General features: G+C 71.3%; 18 protein-coding genes, 1 tRNA gene and 2 pseudogenes. 13 read left to right on the top strand and 8 right to left on the bottom strand.

Going from position 1 to position 19,841, the window contains the following annotated elements; all coding sequences use genetic code 11:
- Positions 1–12: 12 nt before the first annotated feature.
- Positions 13–1,038 (bottom strand): undecaprenyl/decaprenyl-phosphate alpha-N-acetylglucosaminyl 1-phosphate transferase, encoded by a 1,026-nt coding sequence (locus tag OIE12_RS17460; protein WP_329136383.1) that lies wholly within the window; start codon positions 1,036–1,038, stop codon positions 13–15.
- A 235-nt stretch (positions 1,039–1,273) separates the two neighbouring features.
- Between OIE12_RS17460 and OIE12_RS17455 the strand changes: the two genes are divergently transcribed.
- The 9 genes from OIE12_RS17455 to OIE12_RS17415 all read left to right on the top strand — a co-directional run bounded on the left by OIE12_RS17455 (position 1,274) and on the right by OIE12_RS17415 (position 12,092).
- The gene (locus OIE12_RS17455; protein WP_329136381.1) at positions 1,274–3,562 is read left to right on the top strand and encodes a (Fe-S)-binding protein; all 2,289 of its coding nucleotides are present in this window, start codon (positions 1,274–1,276) and stop codon (positions 3,560–3,562) included.
- Positions 3,563–3,798: 236 nt separating this feature from the next.
- Complete coding sequence (locus OIE12_RS17450) at positions 3,799–5,250, top strand: FG-GAP and VCBS repeat-containing protein (RefSeq protein ID WP_329136379.1); 1,452 nt, start codon at positions 3,799–3,801, stop codon at positions 5,248–5,250.
- Positions 5,251–5,328: 78 nt separating this feature from the next.
- Entirely contained in the window at positions 5,329–6,804 is a 1,476-nt protein-coding gene (locus OIE12_RS17445) for an FG-GAP-like repeat-containing protein (protein WP_329136377.1), read from the top strand.
- Positions 6,805–6,884: 80 nt separating this feature from the next.
- On the top strand, positions 6,885–7,022 hold the full coding sequence (locus OIE12_RS17440; RefSeq protein ID WP_329136375.1) for a hypothetical protein: 138 nt from the start codon (positions 6,885–6,887) through the stop codon (positions 7,020–7,022).
- 187 nt (positions 7,023–7,209) lie between these two features.
- On the top strand, positions 7,210–8,445 hold the full coding sequence (locus OIE12_RS17435) for an FG-GAP and VCBS repeat-containing protein (protein WP_329136373.1): 1,236 nt from the start codon (positions 7,210–7,212) through the stop codon (positions 8,443–8,445).
- Between the two features lie 85 nt (positions 8,446–8,530).
- The gene (locus OIE12_RS17430; RefSeq protein WP_329136371.1) at positions 8,531–9,571 is read left to right on the top strand and encodes a Yip1 family protein; all 1,041 of its coding nucleotides are present in this window, start codon (positions 8,531–8,533) and stop codon (positions 9,569–9,571) included.
- Between the two features lie 612 nt (positions 9,572–10,183).
- Positions 10,184–11,080, top strand: a complete 897-nt coding sequence (gene thyA, locus OIE12_RS17425) for a thymidylate synthase (protein WP_329136369.1) — start codon at positions 10,184–10,186, stop codon at positions 11,078–11,080.
- Positions 11,077–11,625, top strand: coding sequence for a dihydrofolate reductase (locus tag OIE12_RS17420; RefSeq protein WP_329136367.1), 549 nt, complete (start codon positions 11,077–11,079; stop codon positions 11,623–11,625). The genes thyA and OIE12_RS17420 overlap by 4 nt, the downstream gene beginning before the upstream one ends.
- Positions 11,622–12,092: an HIT family protein gene (locus tag OIE12_RS17415; RefSeq protein ID WP_329136365.1), complete on the top strand. Its 471-nt coding sequence runs from the start codon at positions 11,622–11,624 to the stop codon at positions 12,090–12,092. Before OIE12_RS17420 ends, OIE12_RS17415 begins: the two co-directional genes overlap by 4 nt.
- On the opposite strand, the gene OIE12_RS17410 is transcribed toward OIE12_RS17415, so the two are convergent.
- From OIE12_RS17410 to OIE12_RS17400, 3 genes are read right to left on the bottom strand one after another with little or no spacing between them, the layout of a single operon-like run.
- Positions 12,070–12,978: a deoxycytidylate deaminase gene (locus OIE12_RS17410; protein ID WP_329136362.1), complete on the bottom strand. Its 909-nt coding sequence runs from the start codon at positions 12,976–12,978 to the stop codon at positions 12,070–12,072. The two genes, OIE12_RS17415 and OIE12_RS17410, sit on opposite strands and share 23 nt — an antisense overlap.
- Before the next feature lie 25 nt (positions 12,979–13,003).
- A complete protein-coding gene (locus OIE12_RS17405; protein WP_329136360.1) occupies positions 13,004–13,630 on the bottom strand; it encodes an adenylyltransferase/cytidyltransferase family protein in 627 nt (208 codons plus the stop codon).
- 56 nt (positions 13,631–13,686) lie between these two features.
- Positions 13,687–14,475: a DUF3152 domain-containing protein gene (locus OIE12_RS17400; RefSeq protein WP_329136358.1), complete on the bottom strand. Its 789-nt coding sequence runs from the start codon at positions 14,473–14,475 to the stop codon at positions 13,687–13,689.
- 347 nt (positions 14,476–14,822) lie between these two features.
- Between OIE12_RS17400 and OIE12_RS17395 the strand changes: the two genes are divergently transcribed.
- The 4 genes from OIE12_RS17395 to OIE12_RS17380 all read left to right on the top strand — a co-directional run bounded on the left by OIE12_RS17395 (position 14,823) and on the right by OIE12_RS17380 (position 17,827).
- A complete protein-coding gene (locus tag OIE12_RS17395) occupies positions 14,823–15,509 on the top strand; it encodes a response regulator transcription factor (RefSeq protein ID WP_329136356.1) in 687 nt (228 codons plus the stop codon).
- 113 nt (positions 15,510–15,622) lie between these two features.
- Positions 15,623–17,095: an ATP-binding protein gene (locus OIE12_RS17390; RefSeq protein WP_443054055.1), complete on the top strand. Its 1,473-nt coding sequence runs from the start codon at positions 15,623–15,625 to the stop codon at positions 17,093–17,095.
- A gap of 11 nt (positions 17,096–17,106) precedes the next feature.
- A complete protein-coding gene (locus OIE12_RS17385) occupies positions 17,107–17,712 on the top strand; it encodes a hypothetical protein (protein WP_329136352.1) in 606 nt (201 codons plus the stop codon).
- A gap of 41 nt (positions 17,713–17,753) precedes the next feature.
- A tRNA-Gly gene (locus tag OIE12_RS17380) sits at positions 17,754–17,827 on the top strand.
- 97 nt (positions 17,828–17,924) lie between these two features.
- On the opposite strand, the gene OIE12_RS17375 is transcribed toward OIE12_RS17380, so the two are convergent.
- The 4 genes and pseudogenes from OIE12_RS17375 to OIE12_RS17360 form a co-directional block, all read right to left on the bottom strand.
- Positions 17,925–18,647, bottom strand: a complete 723-nt coding sequence (locus OIE12_RS17375; protein WP_329136349.1) for a DUF5677 domain-containing protein — start codon at positions 18,645–18,647, stop codon at positions 17,925–17,927.
- 153 nt (positions 18,648–18,800) lie between these two features.
- Positions 18,801–19,061: pseudogene (locus OIE12_RS17370) on the bottom strand (tyrosine-type recombinase/integrase); the annotation flags it as partial.
- Positions 19,058–19,234 (bottom strand): annotated as a pseudogene (locus OIE12_RS17365) (sigma-70 family RNA polymerase sigma factor); the annotation flags it as partial. The pseudogenes OIE12_RS17365 and OIE12_RS17370, both read right to left, overlap by 4 nt.
- A complete protein-coding gene (locus OIE12_RS17360; RefSeq protein ID WP_329136347.1) occupies positions 19,185–19,562 on the bottom strand; it encodes a Scr1 family TA system antitoxin-like transcriptional regulator in 378 nt (125 codons plus the stop codon). The gene OIE12_RS17360 and the pseudogene OIE12_RS17365, both read right to left, overlap by 50 nt.
- Positions 19,563–19,841: the final 279 nt, after the last annotated feature.

Raw genomic sequence — 19,841 nt, 5'->3', positions numbered from 1 at the left:
TCCATGCCCCGCCTACAGCTCGGGGGTGCGGGCTGTGTGGCGGGTGCGGGTGAGTGGGGCTCCTGCGCGCAGTTCCCCCGAGCCATGAGGTGCCCTTCCCGGCCGGCCGCAGGCCAGGACGGTTGTCGCGACCGTTGCCGCCGCGACCCACGCCGCCCATGGTTGGGCACAGTCCAAGAAGACCAGTACCCCGGGAACCGCCGCCCCCGCGGCCAACGCCGCCACCGTCACGACAACCCCCCGGGGCGTGACCCCCATCCCCCGCAGGCCCCGGGCCACGCGGAGCCGCGACAGGCTCGCCACCGGCACCGCGCTCAGCGCCGCCAGTACGCTGCCGCCCGTACCGGGGCCCCGTCCGGCCAGCACCAGGACCGCCACGGCCGCCGGCAGGAAGCCGGTGAACAGCGCGCCGCCGCGCCCGGCGGTCACGCGCGCGGGAGCCGCGTTGTGCATCAGGAACCCGGTGAGCGCGGCGGCCAGCACGCACAGCAGGGCGGCGAGCCCGTCCCGTACGTCGGCCACCGCGCAGGTGCCGAGGGCGAACGCCGTGACGACGCCGACCGCGCCCATCACTCCGTCGGCGTGATCGAGCGCCACGAATCCGTGGGCGACGAGGACGATCCACCCGGCGGCGAGCAGGCCGCCCGGGACGCCGAGGACGTCGTACGGCACCACGAGGGCCGCCGCGCCCGCCGGGACGCCGTGGCGGAGGGCACCGCGCGCGAGGCGCGGCCACCGGCCGGCGGGGCGGGGGCGGGCGGGGCGCAGATCCTCGGCGAGGCCCGTCAGCGCGACGGCCACCGCCGCGAGGAGCACCCGGGTGACCTCGCCGCCCAGCCGCGCCGCCCCGCTCCACTCGCCGACGCCGACCACCGCGCCGACCGTCCCCACGACCGCGAGCCCGCCCACCACCGGCACCCGCCGTCCGCGCCGCCCCACCTTCACGATCCCCGCCCGCAGGCCGGGGCCCCGCAGCAGCGCGCACAGCGCGGCGGCGAGGAGAACGGCGGTGGTGGCGGCCACGATCCCGTAGAGCACGGAGTACACCGTAGGCGCATATGCCGCAATACCGTACGAATAACACGATCCGTTCGTGTGGTCCGCCGACCGGGACGCTCGGGGCACGGTCACGCCGAGGTGCCCCTCAGCGACTCAGATCACCTCGCGTCCGGCTACATTGCGAAGCGAGATGGGGGTAGTCTCGGACGGACTGGATAAGTTACCGCTTAGTAATCTCGAGCTCAGTAACGTCGAGGCCGCCCCAGGAGCCCCAATGCAACTCGCCGCGATCATCGTGTCGCTGGTCCTGATCGTGGTCGGCGTGGCGCTGTTCGGCCGCGCCCTCCTGCAGATCTACACCTTCATGCGGCTGGGCCAGTCCGTGCCGGCCGGGACCCGGACCGACGACCCCGCACAGCGCACGGTCACCGTGGTCAAGGAGTTCCTCGGCCACACCCGGATGAACCGCTGGGGCGTCGTCGGCGCGGCGCACTGGTTCGTGGCGGTGGGCTTCTTCACGCTGCTGCTGACCATCGTCAACGCGATCGGGCAGCTCTTCCGGGCCGACTGGCTGCTGCCGGTGCTGGGCGACTGGGCCCCGTACAACGTCTTCGTCGAGTTCATCGGCACGATGACGGTGCTCGGCATCCTGGTGCTCATCGCACTGCGCCAGCTCTCGCATCCGCGCAGGCCGGGCCGCAAGTCCCGGTTCGCGGGCTCCAACTTCGGCCAGGCGTACTTCGTCGAGGCCGTCATCCTGATCGTCGGCGTCTGCATCTTCATGCTGCACGCGCTGGAGGGCGCCCAGCACCACGTGGACGGCTACGAGGCCTCGTTCTTCGTCTCGTACCCGGTGGTGTCCTGGCTGCGCGGCATGGACCTGAACACGCTCCAGAACCTCACCTACTTCTTCGCCGGCCTGAAGATCGCCACCTCGTTCATCTGGATGATCGTGGTCGGCCTCAAGACCGACATGGGCATCGCCTGGCACCGCTTCCTGGCCTTCCCGAACATCTGGTTCAAGCGGGAGAGCGACGGCGGTACGGCGCTGGGCGCGCTGCAGCCGATGACCTCCGGCGGCAAGGCGATCGACTTCACCGACCCGGGCGAGGACGACGTCTTCGGCGTCTCCCAGGTCGAGCACTTCTCCTGGAAGGGCCTGCTGGACTTCTCCACCTGCACCGAGTGCGGCCGCTGCCAGTCGCAGTGCCCCGCGTGGAACACCGGCAAGCCGCTCTCCCCGAAGCTGCTGATCATGTCGCTGCGCGACCACGCGCACGCCAAGGCCCCCTACCTGCTGGCCGGCGGCGGCAAGTCCATGGAAGGCGAGGAGAAGGCGTCCGAGGAGCAGCTCAAGGACGTCCCCGCCGCCGCCCTCGCGGAGGCCGAGCGCCCGCTGATCGGCACCCTCGAAGAGAACGGCGTCATCGACCCCGACGTCCTCTGGTCCTGCACCACCTGCGGCGCCTGCGTCGAGCAGTGCCCCGTCGACATCGAGCACGTCGACCACATCGTCGACATGCGCCGCTACCAGGTGATGATCGAGTCCGCCTTCCCGAGCGAGGCGGGCACGATGCTCAAGAACCTGGAGAAGAAGGGCAACCCCTGGGGCCTGGCCAAGAAGCAGCGCCTGGAGTGGACCAAGGAGGTCGACTTCGAGATCCCGGTCGTCGGCCGCGACATCGAGGACCTCACCGAGGTCGAGTACCTGTACTGGGTCGGCTGCGCGGGCGCGCTCGAGGACCGCGCGAAGAAGACCACGAAGGCCTTCGCCGAACTCCTCCACATCGCGGGCGTCAAGTTCGCCATCATGGGCGGCGACGAGAAGTGCACCGGCGACTCCGCCCGCCGCCTGGGCAACGAGCCCCTGTTCCAGGAGCTCGGCATGGAGAACGTCATGACGCTCAACGCGGCGTTCGGCGAGGAGATGGACGACGACGGCAAGGTCACGCCGGAGTCGAGGAAGCCGAAGTCGGCGAAGAAGATCGTCGCCACCTGCCCGCACTGCCTCAACACGATCGGCAACGAGTACCCGCAGCTCGGCGGCGACTACGAGGTCATCCACCACACGCAACTGCTCCAGCACCTCGTCGACGAGGGCAAGCTCGTCCCCGTCACCCCGGTCGAGGGCCTGATCACCTACCACGACCCCTGCTACCTGGGCCGCCACAACAAGATCTACACGCCCCCGCGCGAGATCATCGCGGGCGTCCCCGGACTGCGCAACGAGGAGATGCACCGCCACAAGGAGCGCGGCTTCTGCTGCGGCGCCGGCGGCGCGCGCATGTGGATGGAGGAGCGCATCGGCAAGCGCATCAACAACGAGCGCGTCGACGAGGCGCTGTCGCTGAACCCCGACATCGTCTCCACGGCCTGCCCGTTCTGCCTGGTCATGCTGACCGACTCGGTCAACGGCAAGAAGAACGATGGCCAGGCGAAGGAGTCGGTCCAGGTCGTCGACGTGGCCCAGCTGCTCCTGACGTCCGTCAAGACAGAGGTGGACGAACCGCCGGCCGGCACGGGCGACGGCGCGAAGGCGCCGGAACCCGAGCCGGTGAAGTAACCGCTCGTCGAGCTGATGCGCCCGGTTCCCCCGCGTTCCTTTTCCCGGAGCGCGGGGGAACCGCGTTTGTCCGGAACTTTTCCGAACGTACGTACAACCCTCACACCCCCTCGCCGGTCTCCTGATCGCCGAACCCCGGGTGACGCCGAGGACAACCTCAGGCGAACCCGGGCGATACGGCACCCCATTCACGTGGGCGCCCGCGCGGGCGTCCCGCATGCACAGGAGACTTCCGCATGCACAAGCGCTTCGGGCTCACCCTCGCGACGGCCACCGCGGCCGCGCTGACGGGCAGCCTGCTCAGCCTCTCCGCGGCCGCCACCGCGACCGCGGCCCCCGGCACCGCCACCACCGCGGACGCCGACTTCAACGGCGACGGCCTCGCCGACGTCGCCACCTCCGCCGTCCACGCCTCCGTGGACGGCAAGGCGGAGGCCGGCGCGGTCACCGTCCTCTACGGCGGCGGCGGGCACACCACGCTCACCCAGAGCAGCCCCGGCGTGCCCGGCGCCCCCGAGAAGCAGGACTACTTCGGTTCCGACCTCGCCTACGGCGACTTCGACGGCGACGGCTACGACGACCTCGCCACCGGTGCCGGCGGCGAGGACGTCGGCAGCGACGTGGACGGCGGCACCGCCGTGATCCTCTGGGGCTCGGCCTCCGGTCTGCACGGCGGCACCACCGTCAAGGACCCCCGCCCCACCAAGCACGACCGGTTCGGCGGCGTCCTGGAGGCGGCCGACCTCAATGGCGACGGCCACGTCGACCTCGCGCTCGGCACGTCCACCTCCGCCACCGTCGACATCTACCGCGGCGGCTTCACCCGCGCCGGCGCCACCGGCGGCCACTACACGCTCCTGCCGCCGATCGTCAGCGGCGACGGGGTCGGCCTGCGCAACCTGCACTCCGGTGACGCCAACGGCGACGGCGTCGAGGACCTGATCGTCAACGGTTACGAGAACGACTCCGAGGACGGCTACGACGCCAACTACTGGTTCCCCGGGTCCTCCTCGGGCGTCCGCGCCGCCGGCTACCAGAAGCTGCCCGCCGGCTTCGTCACCGACGTCGGTGACACCGACGGCGACGGCTACGGCGACATCGTCTACGGCATCGCCTGGGACGACGGCATCGCGCACGCCCAGAAGGGCGGCGCCGTCCTGATCGGCCACGGCTCGGCGAACGGCCCCGCCGACGGCGTGCTGCAGACCTTCGACCAGGACACCGCGGGCGTCCCCGGCGGCGGCGAGAGCGGCGACTCCTTCGGCGCCGAACTCGACCTCGGCGACATCAACGGCGACGGCCACCTCGACCTGGTCGTCGGCTCCCCGGGCGAGAACCTCACCGGCGGCACGGACACCGGCGCGGTCACCATCCTGTACGGCGCCGCCGACGGCTCCGGCATCACCGGCACCGGCGCGAAGATGATCGACCAGGACACGCCCGGCGTCCCCAACTCCAATGAAAAGGGCGACTACTTCGGCTCCGACGTCCACGTCGACGACCTCGACGACGACGGTCTGGGCGACGTCATCATCGGCGCCAGCGGCGAGAACAGCGACAACGGCGCGGTCTACGCCCTGCGTTCGGGCAGCGACGGCTCCCTGACGGCCTCGTCCGGCATCTACGTCTCCACGGTCGGCATCTCCGGCTCCGGCACTCCGCTCCTGGGCAACAACTTCGCGGACTGACACCGGCGCCGCACACCTCATCCCACCCCACTGACGGGGCACCCGCACGGGTGCCCCCGTGTGTCCTGGAGGACCCACTTGCAGCAGCGCCTCAGACTCGCCCTCGCCGCCGCCACCGCGGCCGCGCTGACGGGCGGTCTGCTCACGTTCACCGCCGCCACCGCCACGGCGGCCGACTCCACCACCGTGCCGCAGGCCGACTTCAACGGCGACGGCATCGGCGACGTCGCCTTCTCCGCCGCCGGCGCGTACGTCTCCGGCCTGAAGAACGCCGGACAGGTCGTCGTCCTGTACGGCACCTCCACCGGCGTCGGCACCGCCAAGCGGTCCGTGCTCAGCCAGAACAGCGCCGGTGTCCCCGGCGGCTCCGAGGCCGGCGACGCCTTCGGCTCCGAGACCGCCTACGGCGACTTCAACCACGACGGCTACGACGACCTCGCCGTCGGCACCCCGCACGAGAAGGTCTCCGGCGACACCAACGGCGGCACCGTCGCCGTGCTGTGGGGCTCGGCCTCCGGGATCACCGGCAAGGGCGTCACCGTGCCCGACCCGGCCGCCTCCTCGCACGACCGGTGGGGCCAGTACCTCGCCGCGGGCGACTTCGACGGCGACGGCCGCGACGACCTCGCCGTCGCCAACTCCTCCAGCACCATCTACGTCTACAAGGGCGGCATCACCTCTTCCGGCGCCGCCGGCACCGCCCGCTCCACCGTCAAGCCGCCCGTCCAGTCCGGCGGCGACACCGGCCCGCTCAACCTCACGGCCGGTGACGTCAACGGCGACAAGAAGACCGACCTCGTCGTGGACGGCTTCGAGACGACCGGCGAGTACGGCTGGAACGCCAACTACTACCTGCCCGGCACCTCCAGCGGCCCGAGCACCGCCGCCGCCAAGAAGCTGCGCCCCGGCGTCATCACCGCGATCGGCGACGTCAACGGCGACGGGTACGGCGACATCGTCTCCGGCGCCTACTGGGACAGCAAGACCTCCGACGGCGTCGCGATCCCCAACTCCTCGGACGGCGGCCGGGCCAACGTCACCTACGGCTCGGCCTCCGGACCGGCGAGCACGGCGACGATCACCCAGAACACCGGCAACGTGCCCGGCGGTTCGGAGAAGGGCGACGCCTTCGCCGCCGAGCTGGACCTCGGCGACATCAACGGCGACGGCTACCAGGACCTGGTCGTCGGCGCCCCCGGCGAGGACCTGGGCGGCGTCACGGACGCCGGCGCGGTCACCGTCCTGTACGGCTCGGCGAGCGGCATCAACACCGCGTCCGGCACGCAGTTCTTCGCGCAGTCCACGGCGGGCGTCCCGGGCAGCGACGAGAAGTACGACGAGCTCGGCCTCGACGTCAAGCTCGACGACGTCAACGGCGACGGCCGCGCCGACCTGGTCGCGAGCTCCTGGGAGAACGCGGGCAACGGCTCGCTCCTCTACCTCCCGTCCAACGGCACGAAGATCGTCACCCCCGGCGCCGGCTCGATCTCCCCGAGCGCACTCGGCGTGGCGACGACGGGCACGCCGAACCTCGGCGCCAACTTCGCCGACTGACGCACGCAGCACTCCCCCCGGGTCCGCGCACCCCGCGTGCGCGGACCCGGCCCCGTCCACCCCCCTCACCGGGAGCCCCCGTGCGCCGCACCCGTGCCCTCCTGCCGGCCCTTCCCCTGGTCGCCGGCCTCCTCACCCCGCTCCTCCTGGCCGTCCCCGCCTCCGCCGCGCCCGCCGCGCACGGCGACGACTTCGACGGCGACGGCTACCGCGACTAGGGCCTGTCTCTCAATTCCCGTCGTCCGCCCGGAGGGCGGGCCGGGCGGCGTCAGGTGCGTGCTCTGGGGGTCCCCCCTGCTCGAAGAGCTTGGGGGAGTGCCGGCCCCTGGCCCTCGTACTGGATGTACTCGGGCCAGGGGCCGGTGCGGCGAGAGTGCGTGCATGGCGTCGCCCGGCAGACGGGAATTGAGAGACAGGCCCTACGCCACCGCCTCGTACGAGAGCGACGGCGGCGGCATCCGCGTCACCTTCGGCACGGCCACCGGACCCGGCACCCGCACCCAGTACATCGACCAGTCGAGCGCCGGCGTGCCCGGCGCCGACGAGGCGGACGACATGTTCGGCGAGATCCGCGCCGCCGCCGACCTCGACGGCGACGGCTACGGCGACCTCGTGGTCGCCGCCCGCGGCGAGGACGTGAGCGGCCGCGAGGACCAGGGCGCGGTGACCGTCCTGTGGGGCAGCGCCAAGGGCCTCAAGGGCGGCACCACGCTCCCCGACAAGGCGCCGAAGCAGTCGTACGGCTACATGGGCGACGACCTGGCCACCGGCGACTTCAACGGCGACGGCAAGCAGGACCTGGCCGTCGTCAACGCCGGCAAGACCTACGTCTACCGCGGCCCGATCACCCGCTCCGGCACCACCGGCTCCGTCACGACGCTGGACAGGACCGGCTTCGACTCCGTCCACCTCATCGCCGGGAAGGTCGACCGGGACTCCAGGACCGACCTCGTCATCATCGGGGACGCCTTCTCGGGGAGCAGGCAGACCGCCGACGCCTGGTTCGTCAAGGGCGGCAAGACGCTCACCCCCGGCAGGTCCCTCCAGGTCAACTCCGGCACCGAGGGCGGCGGCGACGGCGTCATCGCCGACTTCGACAAGGACGGCTACGGCGACGTGGCCGTCGGCACCCCCGGCTGGTCCGGGTACAAGGGCCGCGTCACCCTCTGGTACGGCACCTCCACGGGCCCCTCCACCAGCGCCCGCATCACCCAGTCCACCAGCGGCGTCGCGGGCACCCCGGAGCACGACGACTCCTTCGGCGCGAGCGTGTCGGCGGGCGACGTGAACGGCGACGGCTACCAGGACCTGGCGGTCGGCGTGTACGGGGAGAAGGTCGGCGACGCCGAGTACGCGGGCGGGGTCCACGTGCTGCGCGGCGGCGCCTCCGGCGTCACCGGCAAGAACTCCCAGTGGTTCGCCCGCAACAGCCCCGGCGTGCCGGGCGCCCTGACGAGCGACGAGAGCTTCGGATCCGCCGTCCGCCTGCGCGACACCGACGGCAACGGCCACGCCGACCTGTGGGTGGAGGGCATGTACGGCGGGCTGCGCCTGCCCGGTACGGCGTCGGGCATCACGACGGCGGGCGCCGCCAAGGTGGGCACCCCGGGCTTCGGCCTGGTGGACGGGTTCCTTCAGTAGGGGGCGTCCGGGGGGTCTCCGTACCGGACCCGTAGGGAGAAACCCCCACCTGCCGCCCCGGGACCGCCCGTTGGTCCCCTACGGGATGTCACAGGTCGGACGCAAAGCCGCCCCGGGGAACCGGGGCCGGGCCCGCGGCGCGAGCGGACCAGGTACGTTCGAAGGCGTGGCTGGATTCAGGATCGGACGCGGCGGCCAGAACGGCCGCGCACCTCAGGCGCGAGGGCAGCAGGCCCCGTACGGACAGCAGGCGCAGGCGCCGCACGGCCCGAGCGGCGGCCCGGCCTACGGCTACCCGCAGGCCGGGGCGCCGCAGTACGGCCCCGGCCCCGGGCAGCGCCCGTACGGCGGCGGCCCGCGGCCGCCCTACGGCGCCGCCCCGCAGCAGTACGGCGGCGGCGGCCCCGACCACGGCGAGCCGGAGTACTTCGGCGACGACCCGCACGGCGGCTACGCCCAGGGCCCGGGCGCGGACCCGTACGCGGCGAACAACCCGGGGCACACCCAGGCCTTCTCGCTCGGCGAGGACCACTACACCCAGGGCGACACCTACCGCGCGGGCCAGGCGCCGGCCCCGCCGGTCGGCCCCCGGCTGCACTGGAAGGACCTGCTGCGCGGCATCGTGATGTCGCCTAACCAGACCTTCCTGCGGATGCGCGACTACACGATGTGGGGCCCGGCCCTCATCGTCACGTTCCTGTACGGCCTGCTCGCCGTGTTCGGCTTCGACGAGGCACGCGCGGACGTGATCGACGCCACGCTGGCCAACGCCGTGCCGCTGGTGCTGACGACGGCCGTGGCGATGGTGCTCAGCGCGTTCATCCTGGGCGTCGTCACCCACACCCTGGCCCGTCAACTGGGCGGTGACGGGGCGTGGCAGCCGACGGTCGGCCTCTCCATGCTGATCATGTCCCTCACGGACGTGCCCCGTCTGGTGGTGGCGATGTTCGCGGGCGGCGACGCGTCGTTCGTGCAGATCCTGGGCTGGGTGACCTGGATCGCGGCCGGGGCGCTGCTGACCCTGATGGTCTCCCGCTCGCACGACCTGGCGTGGCCGAGGGCGCTGGGCGCGTCGGCGATCCAGCTCGTGGCCATCCTGTCGATCGTCAAGCTCGGTACGTTCTGACGGCCCCTGCGGCTCGATGACTCGATGACTCGATGACTCGATACGAGAGGGGCCCCCGGCGTCACGCCGGGGGCCCCTCTCACCTCTGCCTCGTCACCTCTTGTCCGCCGTGTCCGCCGTGACCGGTACCGCGCTGCGGAGCCGGGCGCACCGTGGGCACCGGACGAGCCGGCCGGGTCCGAGCCGCTCGGCCTGCTGCATCGGGAACGAAACGGTGGTGAACACGTGCCCTTCGGCACAGCGGACGACGGTGCGCTCCATCAAGTCGTGCGATCCCTTCCCCAAAGCTGCCCTGCCTGACGACAAAAGGCACGTTACGGCATCAAAAAGACGCCCTCGCAGGCGGCACCCCTGCCCCGTGCGGAACGTCGGAACTCCTGAACCGCCCCCCACCGTACGCCCCAACTCACCGGTACACAGCCCTGTCCCGGGGGTGTGGCGCGGCGTGCCGGGGGCGGTTCGCACACGTGCTCCGAGCACGTCACCGGCGGGGCCGCGAGGCGGGTGCGGGGCAGGTCACGGGCCGGGTGGGTGGCTCGGGGGCGCCCGGTGGCCCAGTACCCTGGGGCCCCGAAAGGTCACCGGGACGACGAGCGGGAAGAGGGCAACTCCGTGGAATACGGTGCGTATGCGGACCGTGCGCCTGACGCGCAGTACCGCAGGATTCTGGGCGCCCTCCTTCAGGACGGCATCCCGGTGCCGACCCGGCAGGGGCCCGACGCGCTGACCCTCATGCAGCAGACGATGAGCTTCGACCTGGCGAACGGTTTCCCCGTCATCACGGAGCGCAGCCTCGCCCGTTTCTGGCGCAAGCCCATCGGCGAACTCTGCGCGTTCATCAACGGCGCCCGCACCCTCGACGCGCTCGCCGAGTTCGGCTGCGACTGGTGGGGGCCGTGGGCGAGCGAGGGCAAGACGTCCCGCCGGGGGCTGCCGCCGGGCGACCTGGGCCCGGGATCGTACGGCGGGGCGTTCCACGACTTCCCCACCGCCGAGGGGCCCGGCTTCGACCAGTTCAAGCACCTCGTCGAGCAGCTGACGGAACTCCCGGGCGACCGCACCCATTTCGTCAGCCCCTGGATCCCCCAGTACCAGATCCGCGGCGAGGGCAAGACGCCGAAGACCACGATCTCCCCCTGCCACGGCTGGGTCCACGTCCGCGTGCTCGGCGGGAAACTGCATCTGCACATGTTCCAGCGCTCCGGCGACGTACCGGTCGGCGTGCCGTCGAACATGATCCAGTACGCGGCCCTGCTGCTGATGCTCGAACACCTCACCGGCATCCCGGCCGCCCGGTACTACCACACCATCTCGGACGCGCACGTCTACGCGGACCAGGTGGACCGCGTGAAGGTCATGCTCGACCGCGAGCCGCGCCGGCTGCCGACGGTCACGCTCAACGAGGACGGGCGCCGGGTGACGGACATCCACGCCTTCCGCCCCGAGCACTTCGACCTCGCGGACTACGACCCGCATCCCGCCATCGGCTCCATCCCGGTGGCGACATGATCACCTCTCTGATCGTCGCCGCCGCCGAGAACGACGTCATCGGCCGCGACGGGGACCTGCCCTGGCACATCCCGGGCGATCTGCGGCACTTCAAGGAACTCACGCAAGGTCATGCGGTGGTGCTCGGCCGGCTGACCCACGAGTCCATCGTCGCCCGCCTCGGCCGGCCGCTGCCGCGCCGGACGAACGTGGTGGTGAGCGGGTCGGTGCGGTCGGTCCCCGAGGTGGCGGGCGTGCGCTGGGAGCGTTCGGTGGCCGACGCGCTGGCCACCGCCGGGGCGCTGGAGCGGGCGGCGGGCACGGACGAGGTCTGCGTGATCGGCGGCGCCTCCGTCTACCGGCAGGCACTGCCGTTCGTCGACCGCGTCCACCTCACGCGGGTGCACGTGCGGGTGCCCGGTGACACCCGGATGCCCGAGGGCTGGCTGGACGGCTTCGCGGAGGTCTCCCGCGTCGACGTACCGGGCGGCGGCGAGGTGCCGCCGCACTCGTTCCTGCGCCTCGACAGGGTGCCGCGAGGGGTGCCGGAGAGGGTGCCGGGATGAGCCTGTACTACTTCGGCAACTGCCGTACCGAGGCCCAGCGGGCGGAGATGGAACGGCTCGACGGCGAGGGCGTCTGCCTGTTCTGCCCGGACGTGCTGCGCGCGCACGAGAAGCAGCAGGTGCTGTGGGAGACCGCGCACTGGATGGTCACGCCGAACGAGTTCCCGTACGCCGGGACCCGGCTGCACCTGCTGCTCATCCCCAAGGAGCACGCGCCCGACCTGCTCGACCTCTCCCCCGCGTCCCGCGCGGACTTCTGGGAGGTCCTGGCCTCGGTGCGGGACGAGTACGGACTGAGCCACTACGGCCTCGGCGCCCGCAACGGCGACTGCCGGTACACGGGCGGGACCATCCGGCATCTGCACGTGCATGTGCTGGTGGGGACGGGGGAGGAGACGGCCGGGGAGCGGGCCGGGGAGGACTTCGTTCCGGTCCGGATGAAGTTCAGTTCGACGCCGAACCCGTAGGTCCGTCGGCAGGTACGCCCGCGTCACCTGTCATGTCGACCCACACCAGCTCGACACCGCCCGCCCGCAGGATCTCCTCGCCGTCCAGCATCGAGTACGGCCCGGCGAAGTAACACGCGCGGAACCCCGCCTCGACGACGAGCCGCGCGCACCCCGGGCAGGGGAACGTGCTGACGTAGAGGTCGGCGCCGGCCAGGCTCGTCCCCTCGCCCGCGGCACCGGCCACCAGCGACGCCTCGGCGTGGATGGCGGTGGACAGGTCCGTCCGTACGCCCCGGCTGAAGTCGTTGCGCGGGTCGCCGTCGATGTAGGGCGTGTACTCGGTGGGGTGGTGGTGGTTGTGGGCGACGCGGAGCACCTCGCCGTCACGGGCCGCGACCGCGCCGACCTGCCGCCACCAGTCCGAGCTGCGCCCGGCCTCCCGCCGCGCCGCGGTCATGAACCGCCGGTCCAGCTTGGCGCGCGAGATCCGCTCGTCGAAGCCGGCGGGCCTGCCCGCGCGGCTCCACTCGCGGTCCCAGCGCAGGAACGTCGACTCGAAGCGGAGCTCGGCCTCGTCCGGGAAGTCCGGGCGGGCGGCGAGCAGATGCATGATCTCCTCGTCGGGCAGGACGACGAGACCGGCGCGGACGGCGCCGGCGGCGAGGTCGGCCGGCTCCAGCACCCGCACCTCGGTCCCCGGCACGATCAGCCGGGCGTGCCGCGCGGCCCGCTCGGGGGCGAGGCCGCGGATGTCCTTGGCGAGCTTGGGGAAGACCTCGGCGAATCCGCGGCCGAGCAGCAGGATCTCGTCGGAGTCGGCGTGCCGGGTGAGGAAGTCCTCGTAACCGGCGTGCACGACGGGCAGGTAGAGGATCGTCTGCTTCGTCGTCATCGCTGTCGTCATCGCTGTCGTCATCGCTGTCGTGCGCTCAGTCTTCCTCGGCGAGCCCGTCGCCCGCCTCCGCGGGGCCGGTGCCGCGTTCGGTGAGGCCGAGCTGGATGCGGCGCAGCCGGGCGGAGGTGCTGACCGTCGCCATGCGCTCCAGCACCTCGACGCGGCCGCAGTACTTCGCCTCGAGCTCGGCGATCTCCTCGGCGTCGTAGGTGTCGGCCGTGGCGACGAGCACGTCGGGCCGGACCGCCTCGATCAGGCTCCAGCGGGGGTGGTCGACCTGCTTGAGGGTGACGAGGCCGACGCCGCGCTGGTGCGTGACCATCCGCAGCCGCTCCATCTCGGGGACGGCGGGCCGGTTGGGCCCCTTGCGCTGCCGGATCTTCTCGTCGCTGTCGAGACCGACGATAAGGAAGTCGCCGAATTTCCGGGCGGCCTCCAGATACATGGAATGCCCCTCGTGGATGATGTCGAACGACCCACTGGTCAGCACCACCCGCATCCCGAGTACGCGCAAGGCGTCGACGATCTCGGTGATCCGCCCGTAATCAGCCACGTAGCGCAGGTCGAAATTGGACTCGTCCGCAAACAGATAGTTGCCGAACATGGCATCCTCGCGCGTGAATCCATGGGCCCGCCGGGCGTTCTCGAACCTGCTCGTCATGCTCCGATGGTAGCCGCGCCGCGCACCCGCCCCGTGCCCCCGTGAGCCTCGTACGGTCACACGGCCGGTCCCGTGAGGAACTGACCGTTCTTGTCGTAGGGCCAGGCGTTGGGGACGCACCCGTGCAACCCCTTGATCTGCTGCATCATCACGGGGGCCGGCCGCCCGGCACCCGGGCACGTGACGTGTCCGTGCCCGAGGAAGTGCCCCATCTCGTGGTTGATGATCAGCGCCCGGTAGTCGTGGATCGGCCCGGTGAACGTGGGCGAGCCCTTGACCCAGCGCTTGAGGTTCACCACCACCCCGCCGGGGACCTCGCAGTTGTACTCGCCCCCGGTGTCCTGGTGGATGCCCGCCCAGCACAGGCTGTCCGCCGTCTTCGGCGTCGCGATCTTCACGGTGAGGTCGTGCGGCGCGCCCGCGCTCACCAGCTGGAACGCGTTGCGCGGGTCGTGGGTCCAGCCCTGCGGGGCGCCGAGTATCCCGGCGATCTCCTTCGCGGCGGCGGACGGCGAGATGTCGAGTCCCGTCTCGACCTCCACGACGTAGCGCAGCCGGCGGGACCCCTTGCCCACCGTCTCGCCACTGGCCTGCGCGGTGACGAATGTGCCGCTGCCCCGCAGGGGGACCTCGATCGTGGTCCGGCTCGGCGAGGGGCCGGGGCTTGCCTTGCCGGTGCGGCCGGCGGAAGAGGAGGGGGAGGCGGCCGGGCTGGAGTGGGCGCTCGTGGCCGGCGCCGAGGTCACACCCGTCCCCTGCGGCTTCGGCGCACCGCTCGACGCGTCGCTGCGGCCGTCCCCCAGGAAGTGCACCCCCAGGAGGAGCACGCCGACGGCCGCGGCCATGGCGAGCAGTAGCCGCGGGCCCCGGCGCCGCGGGCGTTTCCGCCGGCGCCCGGACCGGCGGCCGGCTCGGTGCCCGGCCGCGGTGCTGTCACTGGGAAATACGGATTGCCCTTGTCGTGCCGCATGCATGAGAGCCAAAACTCACGACTCGATGTAATGAGGCTTGGCTCATTCGGTCACGAAAGCGCAACAACGCATGGTTCTTTGGTGGGAGTCCGACCATTGCCGATCGTTGCGTAACAGCGGCCGAGCGGTTGGGTAACAGTACCCGGGCGGTTGCGTAACAGCACCCCTCGGGCGACTTTTCCCGGGGCGGTCGTATCGTCCGATCTGCTTACACTGCCGCAATGCCACGGGTTCTGATCGTCGAAGACGACCCCGACGTCCGCACCGCCCTGCAACTGGGCCTGCGGCACCAGGGGCACGAGGTCCTCGCCGTGGGCACGGGCGAGGAGGGGCTGGCGCGGCTGCCCCCCTTCCGGGCGGACGTCGTCGTCCTCGATCTCATGCTGCCCGGCGCCTCCGGTCTCGACGTCTGCCGCCGGATCAGGGAGCGCGACCAGGTGCCGATCATCATGGTGACGGCCCGGGGCGACGACGTCGACGTGGTCGTGGGCCTGGAGGCGGGCGCCGACGACTATGTGGTCAAACCCGTGCGGGCCCGGGTGCTCGACGCCCGGATACGGGCCGTACTGCGCAGGCAGGACGCGTCGGCGCCGGACGGCACGCGGCCCCGGAACCGGACGTACGGCGACCTGACGATCGACCCGGCCGGACTCGTGGTGACCCACCGCGGCGAGACCGTCGCCCTCGCCCCCTCCGAACTGAGGCTGCTGCTGACTCTGTCGGCCTCGCCCGGCCGGGTCTTCAGCCGGCAGCAACTGCTGGAGGCGGTCTGGGAACACGGCTACCACGGGGACATACGGCTCGTGGACGCCTGCGTGAAGCGACTGCGCACCAAGCTCGGCGAGGGGCGCGAACCCCGTTACGTGCGGACCGTGCACGGGTTCGGTTACCGCTTCACGACGCCGTGAGCGGGGGGCGGGGGGTCGGCGGGCCGTCGGGGATCGGCGGGCCGGCGGGGGACCGCGGGAGCGGTGACGGGCAGCGGGGTGTCGGCGGGCCGTCGGGGTTTCTGCGGGCCGTCCTGGTGCGTGTGCCGCTTCCGCTGCGCGGGCTGCGCCCCCGCCTGGTGGCGGCCTTCGTCCTGGTGGCGATGTGCAGCGCCCTGAGCACCGGGGCGCTCGCCTTCCGCGAGGCGCGCACGGGGGTGCTCCAGCAGAGCCAGGACTCCGTCATCCGCCACTTCCGCACGAGCGTCGACGCCGTCGCACCGTACGCCCCCTTCCCACCCGGCCAGTCGGACCTGCAGTCCGTGGTGAACCAGGTGCTGTACGCGAACCGGTCGGCGGGCTGGCAGGTCATGGCCACGTACGGCGGCCTGCGCGCCTACGCGCCGAGCGACGGCTTCGCCGACCTGAGCCCCGAACTGCTCCGGTCCGTGGGGAGCCGGCGTGCCGCGGTGTTCCAGCGCGTGAACGTCGACGGGCACCCCCGGCTCGTCGTCGGCCTGCCCGTCACGTACAGATCCGGGGCCGGCACGGAGTCCGGGCTCTCCGGCATGGTCATGTACCTGGTGGTGCCGCAGAGCACCGAAGAGGGATACGTCAAGGCCATGGTGAGCGGCATCGCGCGGGCCACTCTGGTGGCGCTGGGCTTCGCCGTCCTGCTGGCGCTGCTGGCGGCGAGCGGCGTGCTGCGTCCCGTACGGGCGCTGCGCGGGGCGACGCGCCGGATGGCCGCGGGCCACCTCGACGTACGCCTCGACGTCACCGGCTCCGACGAACTGGCCGAACTGTCCAGGTCGTTCAACGAGACGGCGGCCGAACTGGAGCGCACGGTGGGGGAGTTGCGGCGCCTTGAGGCACAGGGTCGGCGCTTCGTGGCGGACGTCTCCCACGAGCTGCGCACCCCGCTGGCGGCGATGTCGGCGGTCACCGACATGCTGGACCTGGAGGGCGAGACCGGCGACGCACTCCGGCTCATCAGCGAGGGCACGGGCCGGCTGAGCGAACTGGTGAACGACCTGATGGAGATCTCCCGCTTCGACGCGGGCGCGGCCGAACTCCACCGCGACGAGATCGACCTGGCCGAGTCCGTACGGCGCACGGTCTCCTCCCGGGGCTGGCAGGACCAGGTGGAGCTGCGGCTCCCCGCCCCGGGCGCCCTCCGCGCCTGGGTCGACCCGCGCCGGATCGACGTGGTGACGGCCAACCTGGTCGGCAACGCACTGCGGCACGGTGCGCGACCGGTGCAGCTCACGCTGGGGAGACGGAGGGAGAAGGGAAAAGGAACGGCCGAAGAGTGGGCCGTCCTCCAAGTGACCGACGCCGGACCGGGCATAGCCGAGCAGGACCTCCCCCACATCTTCGAACGCTTCTACAAGGCGAGCACGTCCCGGACGCGGAGCGAGAACAGCGGCCTGGGCCTGGCCATCACGGCGGAGAACGTACGCCTGCACGGCGGCCGCCTGCGGGCGGCGAACGCGCCCGGGGGCGGCGCGGTGTTCACGGCCGAACTCCCGCTGCACCGCGAGACGCGCACCGGGGGTGCGGTATGAGGGGCGCGCGCATGGCGACCCTGCTGTCCGGACCGATGGCGGCGGTCGCGCTCGCGCTCGGGGGATGCGGAGTCCCCCCGTCCGACGTCATCGAGGCCGGCGAACCGGCCCACGGCCCGGCCGCCCCCAGTACGGCACCGTCCTCCCCCACCACGGTCTCCCTCTACTTCCTGCGCGACGGCGCACTGACGGCGTACCCGCGACGCCTCGGGGAGGCGGGGAACACCGGAGGCGGCGGAGATGGGGGCGCCGGGGGCGCCGACGACCTGGAAACCGTCGTACGGCTGCTCTTCGCAGGGCCGACCACGACCGAGGCGACGACGGCCACCACGCAACTGCCCCGCCTGACGCACGCGTCCCGGATCAGCACCGGCGAGGACGGCGTCCTCTCCGTCCAACTCCCCGACACCACCGCCCCACTGAGCCGCAAGGCGGTACTCCAACTGGCATGCACGGTGGCGCAGGCCTCACCCCGGAAGACCGACGCCACAGCCGCCCCAACCGTCGCCGCCTCCGGCAGCGTCCACATCCTGGGCAACGGCTGGACGGTGACCCCGTCCCAGGACGCCTGCCCCCTGGCCCACGCGTTGCCCCGTAACCCCTCACACATGGGGTAGAGTGAACGAGCACTCGGGCACGGCCCCCTCCGCCGCCCGGCGCGGGTGTAGTTTAATGGTAGAACATCAGCTTCCCAAGCTGAGAGCGCGAGTTCGATTCTCGTCACCCGCTCCATTTCGGACCCCCAGGTCATTGACCCGGGGGTTCTTTGTTGTCTAGACCGGTGGGCGGGTGCCGCACCACAACCGCACCATAAGGCGAAGTCGCACCCCTAGCTGATTGCAGGAAGGATCGGGATCAGCTCCAGCTCCCTGGCCGTGGAACGCAAGACCTGCTTCCGCGGCTTTCCGTTGACCATGTCATCGAAGGCGCGGCCGGCCCAGATCAAGCACATCGCCACCGTCACCTCCACTACTGAGGACGGCCCCTGCTTCGGATCGCTCCTCAGACTGGGTGGCTCGGTGCTGTACTCGATGAAGGAAGACGCACTAACCGAGCTGGGGTGCGCGTAACCGCAGAGGTATCGGTACACGGTGTAGAGCTGCCTCCGCGGGTCGATCTCGTCGCACTGTGCCTGGAACCGACGAAACACCTCACTCTCGTCGGTCTTCTCCACCGGGTCGTTGTTGATCTGGTCGATCAGGTCCTGAGGCACGTTGAACGCTGTCTGCATGTCGTTGGCTGTCGCCCGGTTCACCCGACCGCCCTCAGCAAAGACTCCGAGTGCAGCGGCGTCGCCCTTCTGGGACAGCCAGTGCAGGCTGACAGTGGTCTCGAACATGGTTCGCAGCAATATCAAGGCTTCATGCGCGAAACCATGATCCACCAGGTGCAGAGCCGCCTCGGCCAGCCGATGAACTTCGGCACACCAGCCATGCCCGAGCAGAACGGAACGGTACTTGCGCTGCTTGGTCTCGATTGGCCCAGACGCCCGAAAGTCAACGATCAGCTTCGCGATGGCATCACGGTACTGCTGCTGAGTGACGTTGCCCATAAGCCTTCCCCCTCATTCGGACTGGGGCGCAGGCTACTTGAACCCGGATCAGCTGGATCACGGATTTTTCCCCCGGCCGTACTCAGAGGCCCTGTACAGCAAACACCGGTGGGAAGACATTGGCTGCCTCCCCACCGGAAGAAGGGTTCGTTGCTACTGCTGACCAGGTTTGCACCGCTTCGCACGTTCGGCGCGTACGAGGTCGTCCAGCCCGGCCGCCACATCCCGTTGCCGCTCCCCGTCGGAGTGCTGGTAGATGCGTGCCGCCTTCTCGGAGGACTGGCCGGCCCGGACCATCGTGTCCTTGAGGGTGGCGCCCGAGCGGGTCGAGAGCGTGTGCCCGGTGTGCCGAAGGTCGTAGAAGCGGAAGCCGTCCGGAAGGCCGGCGGCCACCCGGGCCCGACGCCACTGTCGATCTCCCCCGTGACCGGCACATGCTCCGAGGCGACGCCGAGACCGTAGGAGCGCGCCAGGTCCTCCAGTCGCTTGCCGGAACTGACGTCGTCCACGGCGACGACCGTCCGCCCGCGTTCGTCATCACGCCGTAGCGGAGTGGCAACGGTGACAGCGCCCCGGCCGAGCGACGCGAGCAGCGACAGCACGACCGACCGCATCAGGAGGCGAGCCCGGCGCACTCTCGAAGACGTGCCGGGCGTACTCCGCGCTCTGGAGCATGGTGGGAAGGATGACGCACTGAAACGACCGCACCTGCCGAGCGGACCGAACCTCTTCGTCGACGCTCGCAGCGACGGGAGCCAAGTTGTCTGCCAGTTGGTCAGAACCTGCGGCAGCGACCACGGCGGCGAGGAGGTCACGCACCTCATGAGCCGTCGACTCATCAAGGCCGAGGGCCTCCAGGAGCCGGTCGAGCACGTCGAAGCTCGGAACCATGCGCCCGGTCTCGACTTTGGACACGGTCGGCTGCCCGACACCAGCACGCTGCGCCAACACAGCACCTGTCACAGGCCGGCCTCTACCCGAAGCACACGAAGGCGCCCACCGAGCGCCCTCATCAGCTCCCGCCGCTCACTCCCCATGCCCAGGTTCTACACCACCGGCCAGTCGGACCATGATTCAAACTTTCTCTACTGGTTCAAGGCCCGCGCGCGGCGCGGGCGCGCGCCGCCTCTGCGGCGCGGCCTGCCTCCTGTCTGCGCCCCGACTGGCCGCGCCCGGCGGCGCGCTCGGCGGCTG

The sequence above is a fragment of the Streptomyces sp. NBC_00670 genome (genome assembly GCF_036226765.1).
In the GTDB taxonomy this organism is placed as follows: domain Bacteria; phylum Actinomycetota; class Actinomycetes; order Streptomycetales; family Streptomycetaceae; genus Streptomyces.
Note: the sequence above shows the minus strand (reverse complement) of the source record. Positions and strands in the feature narration are given on the sequence as shown.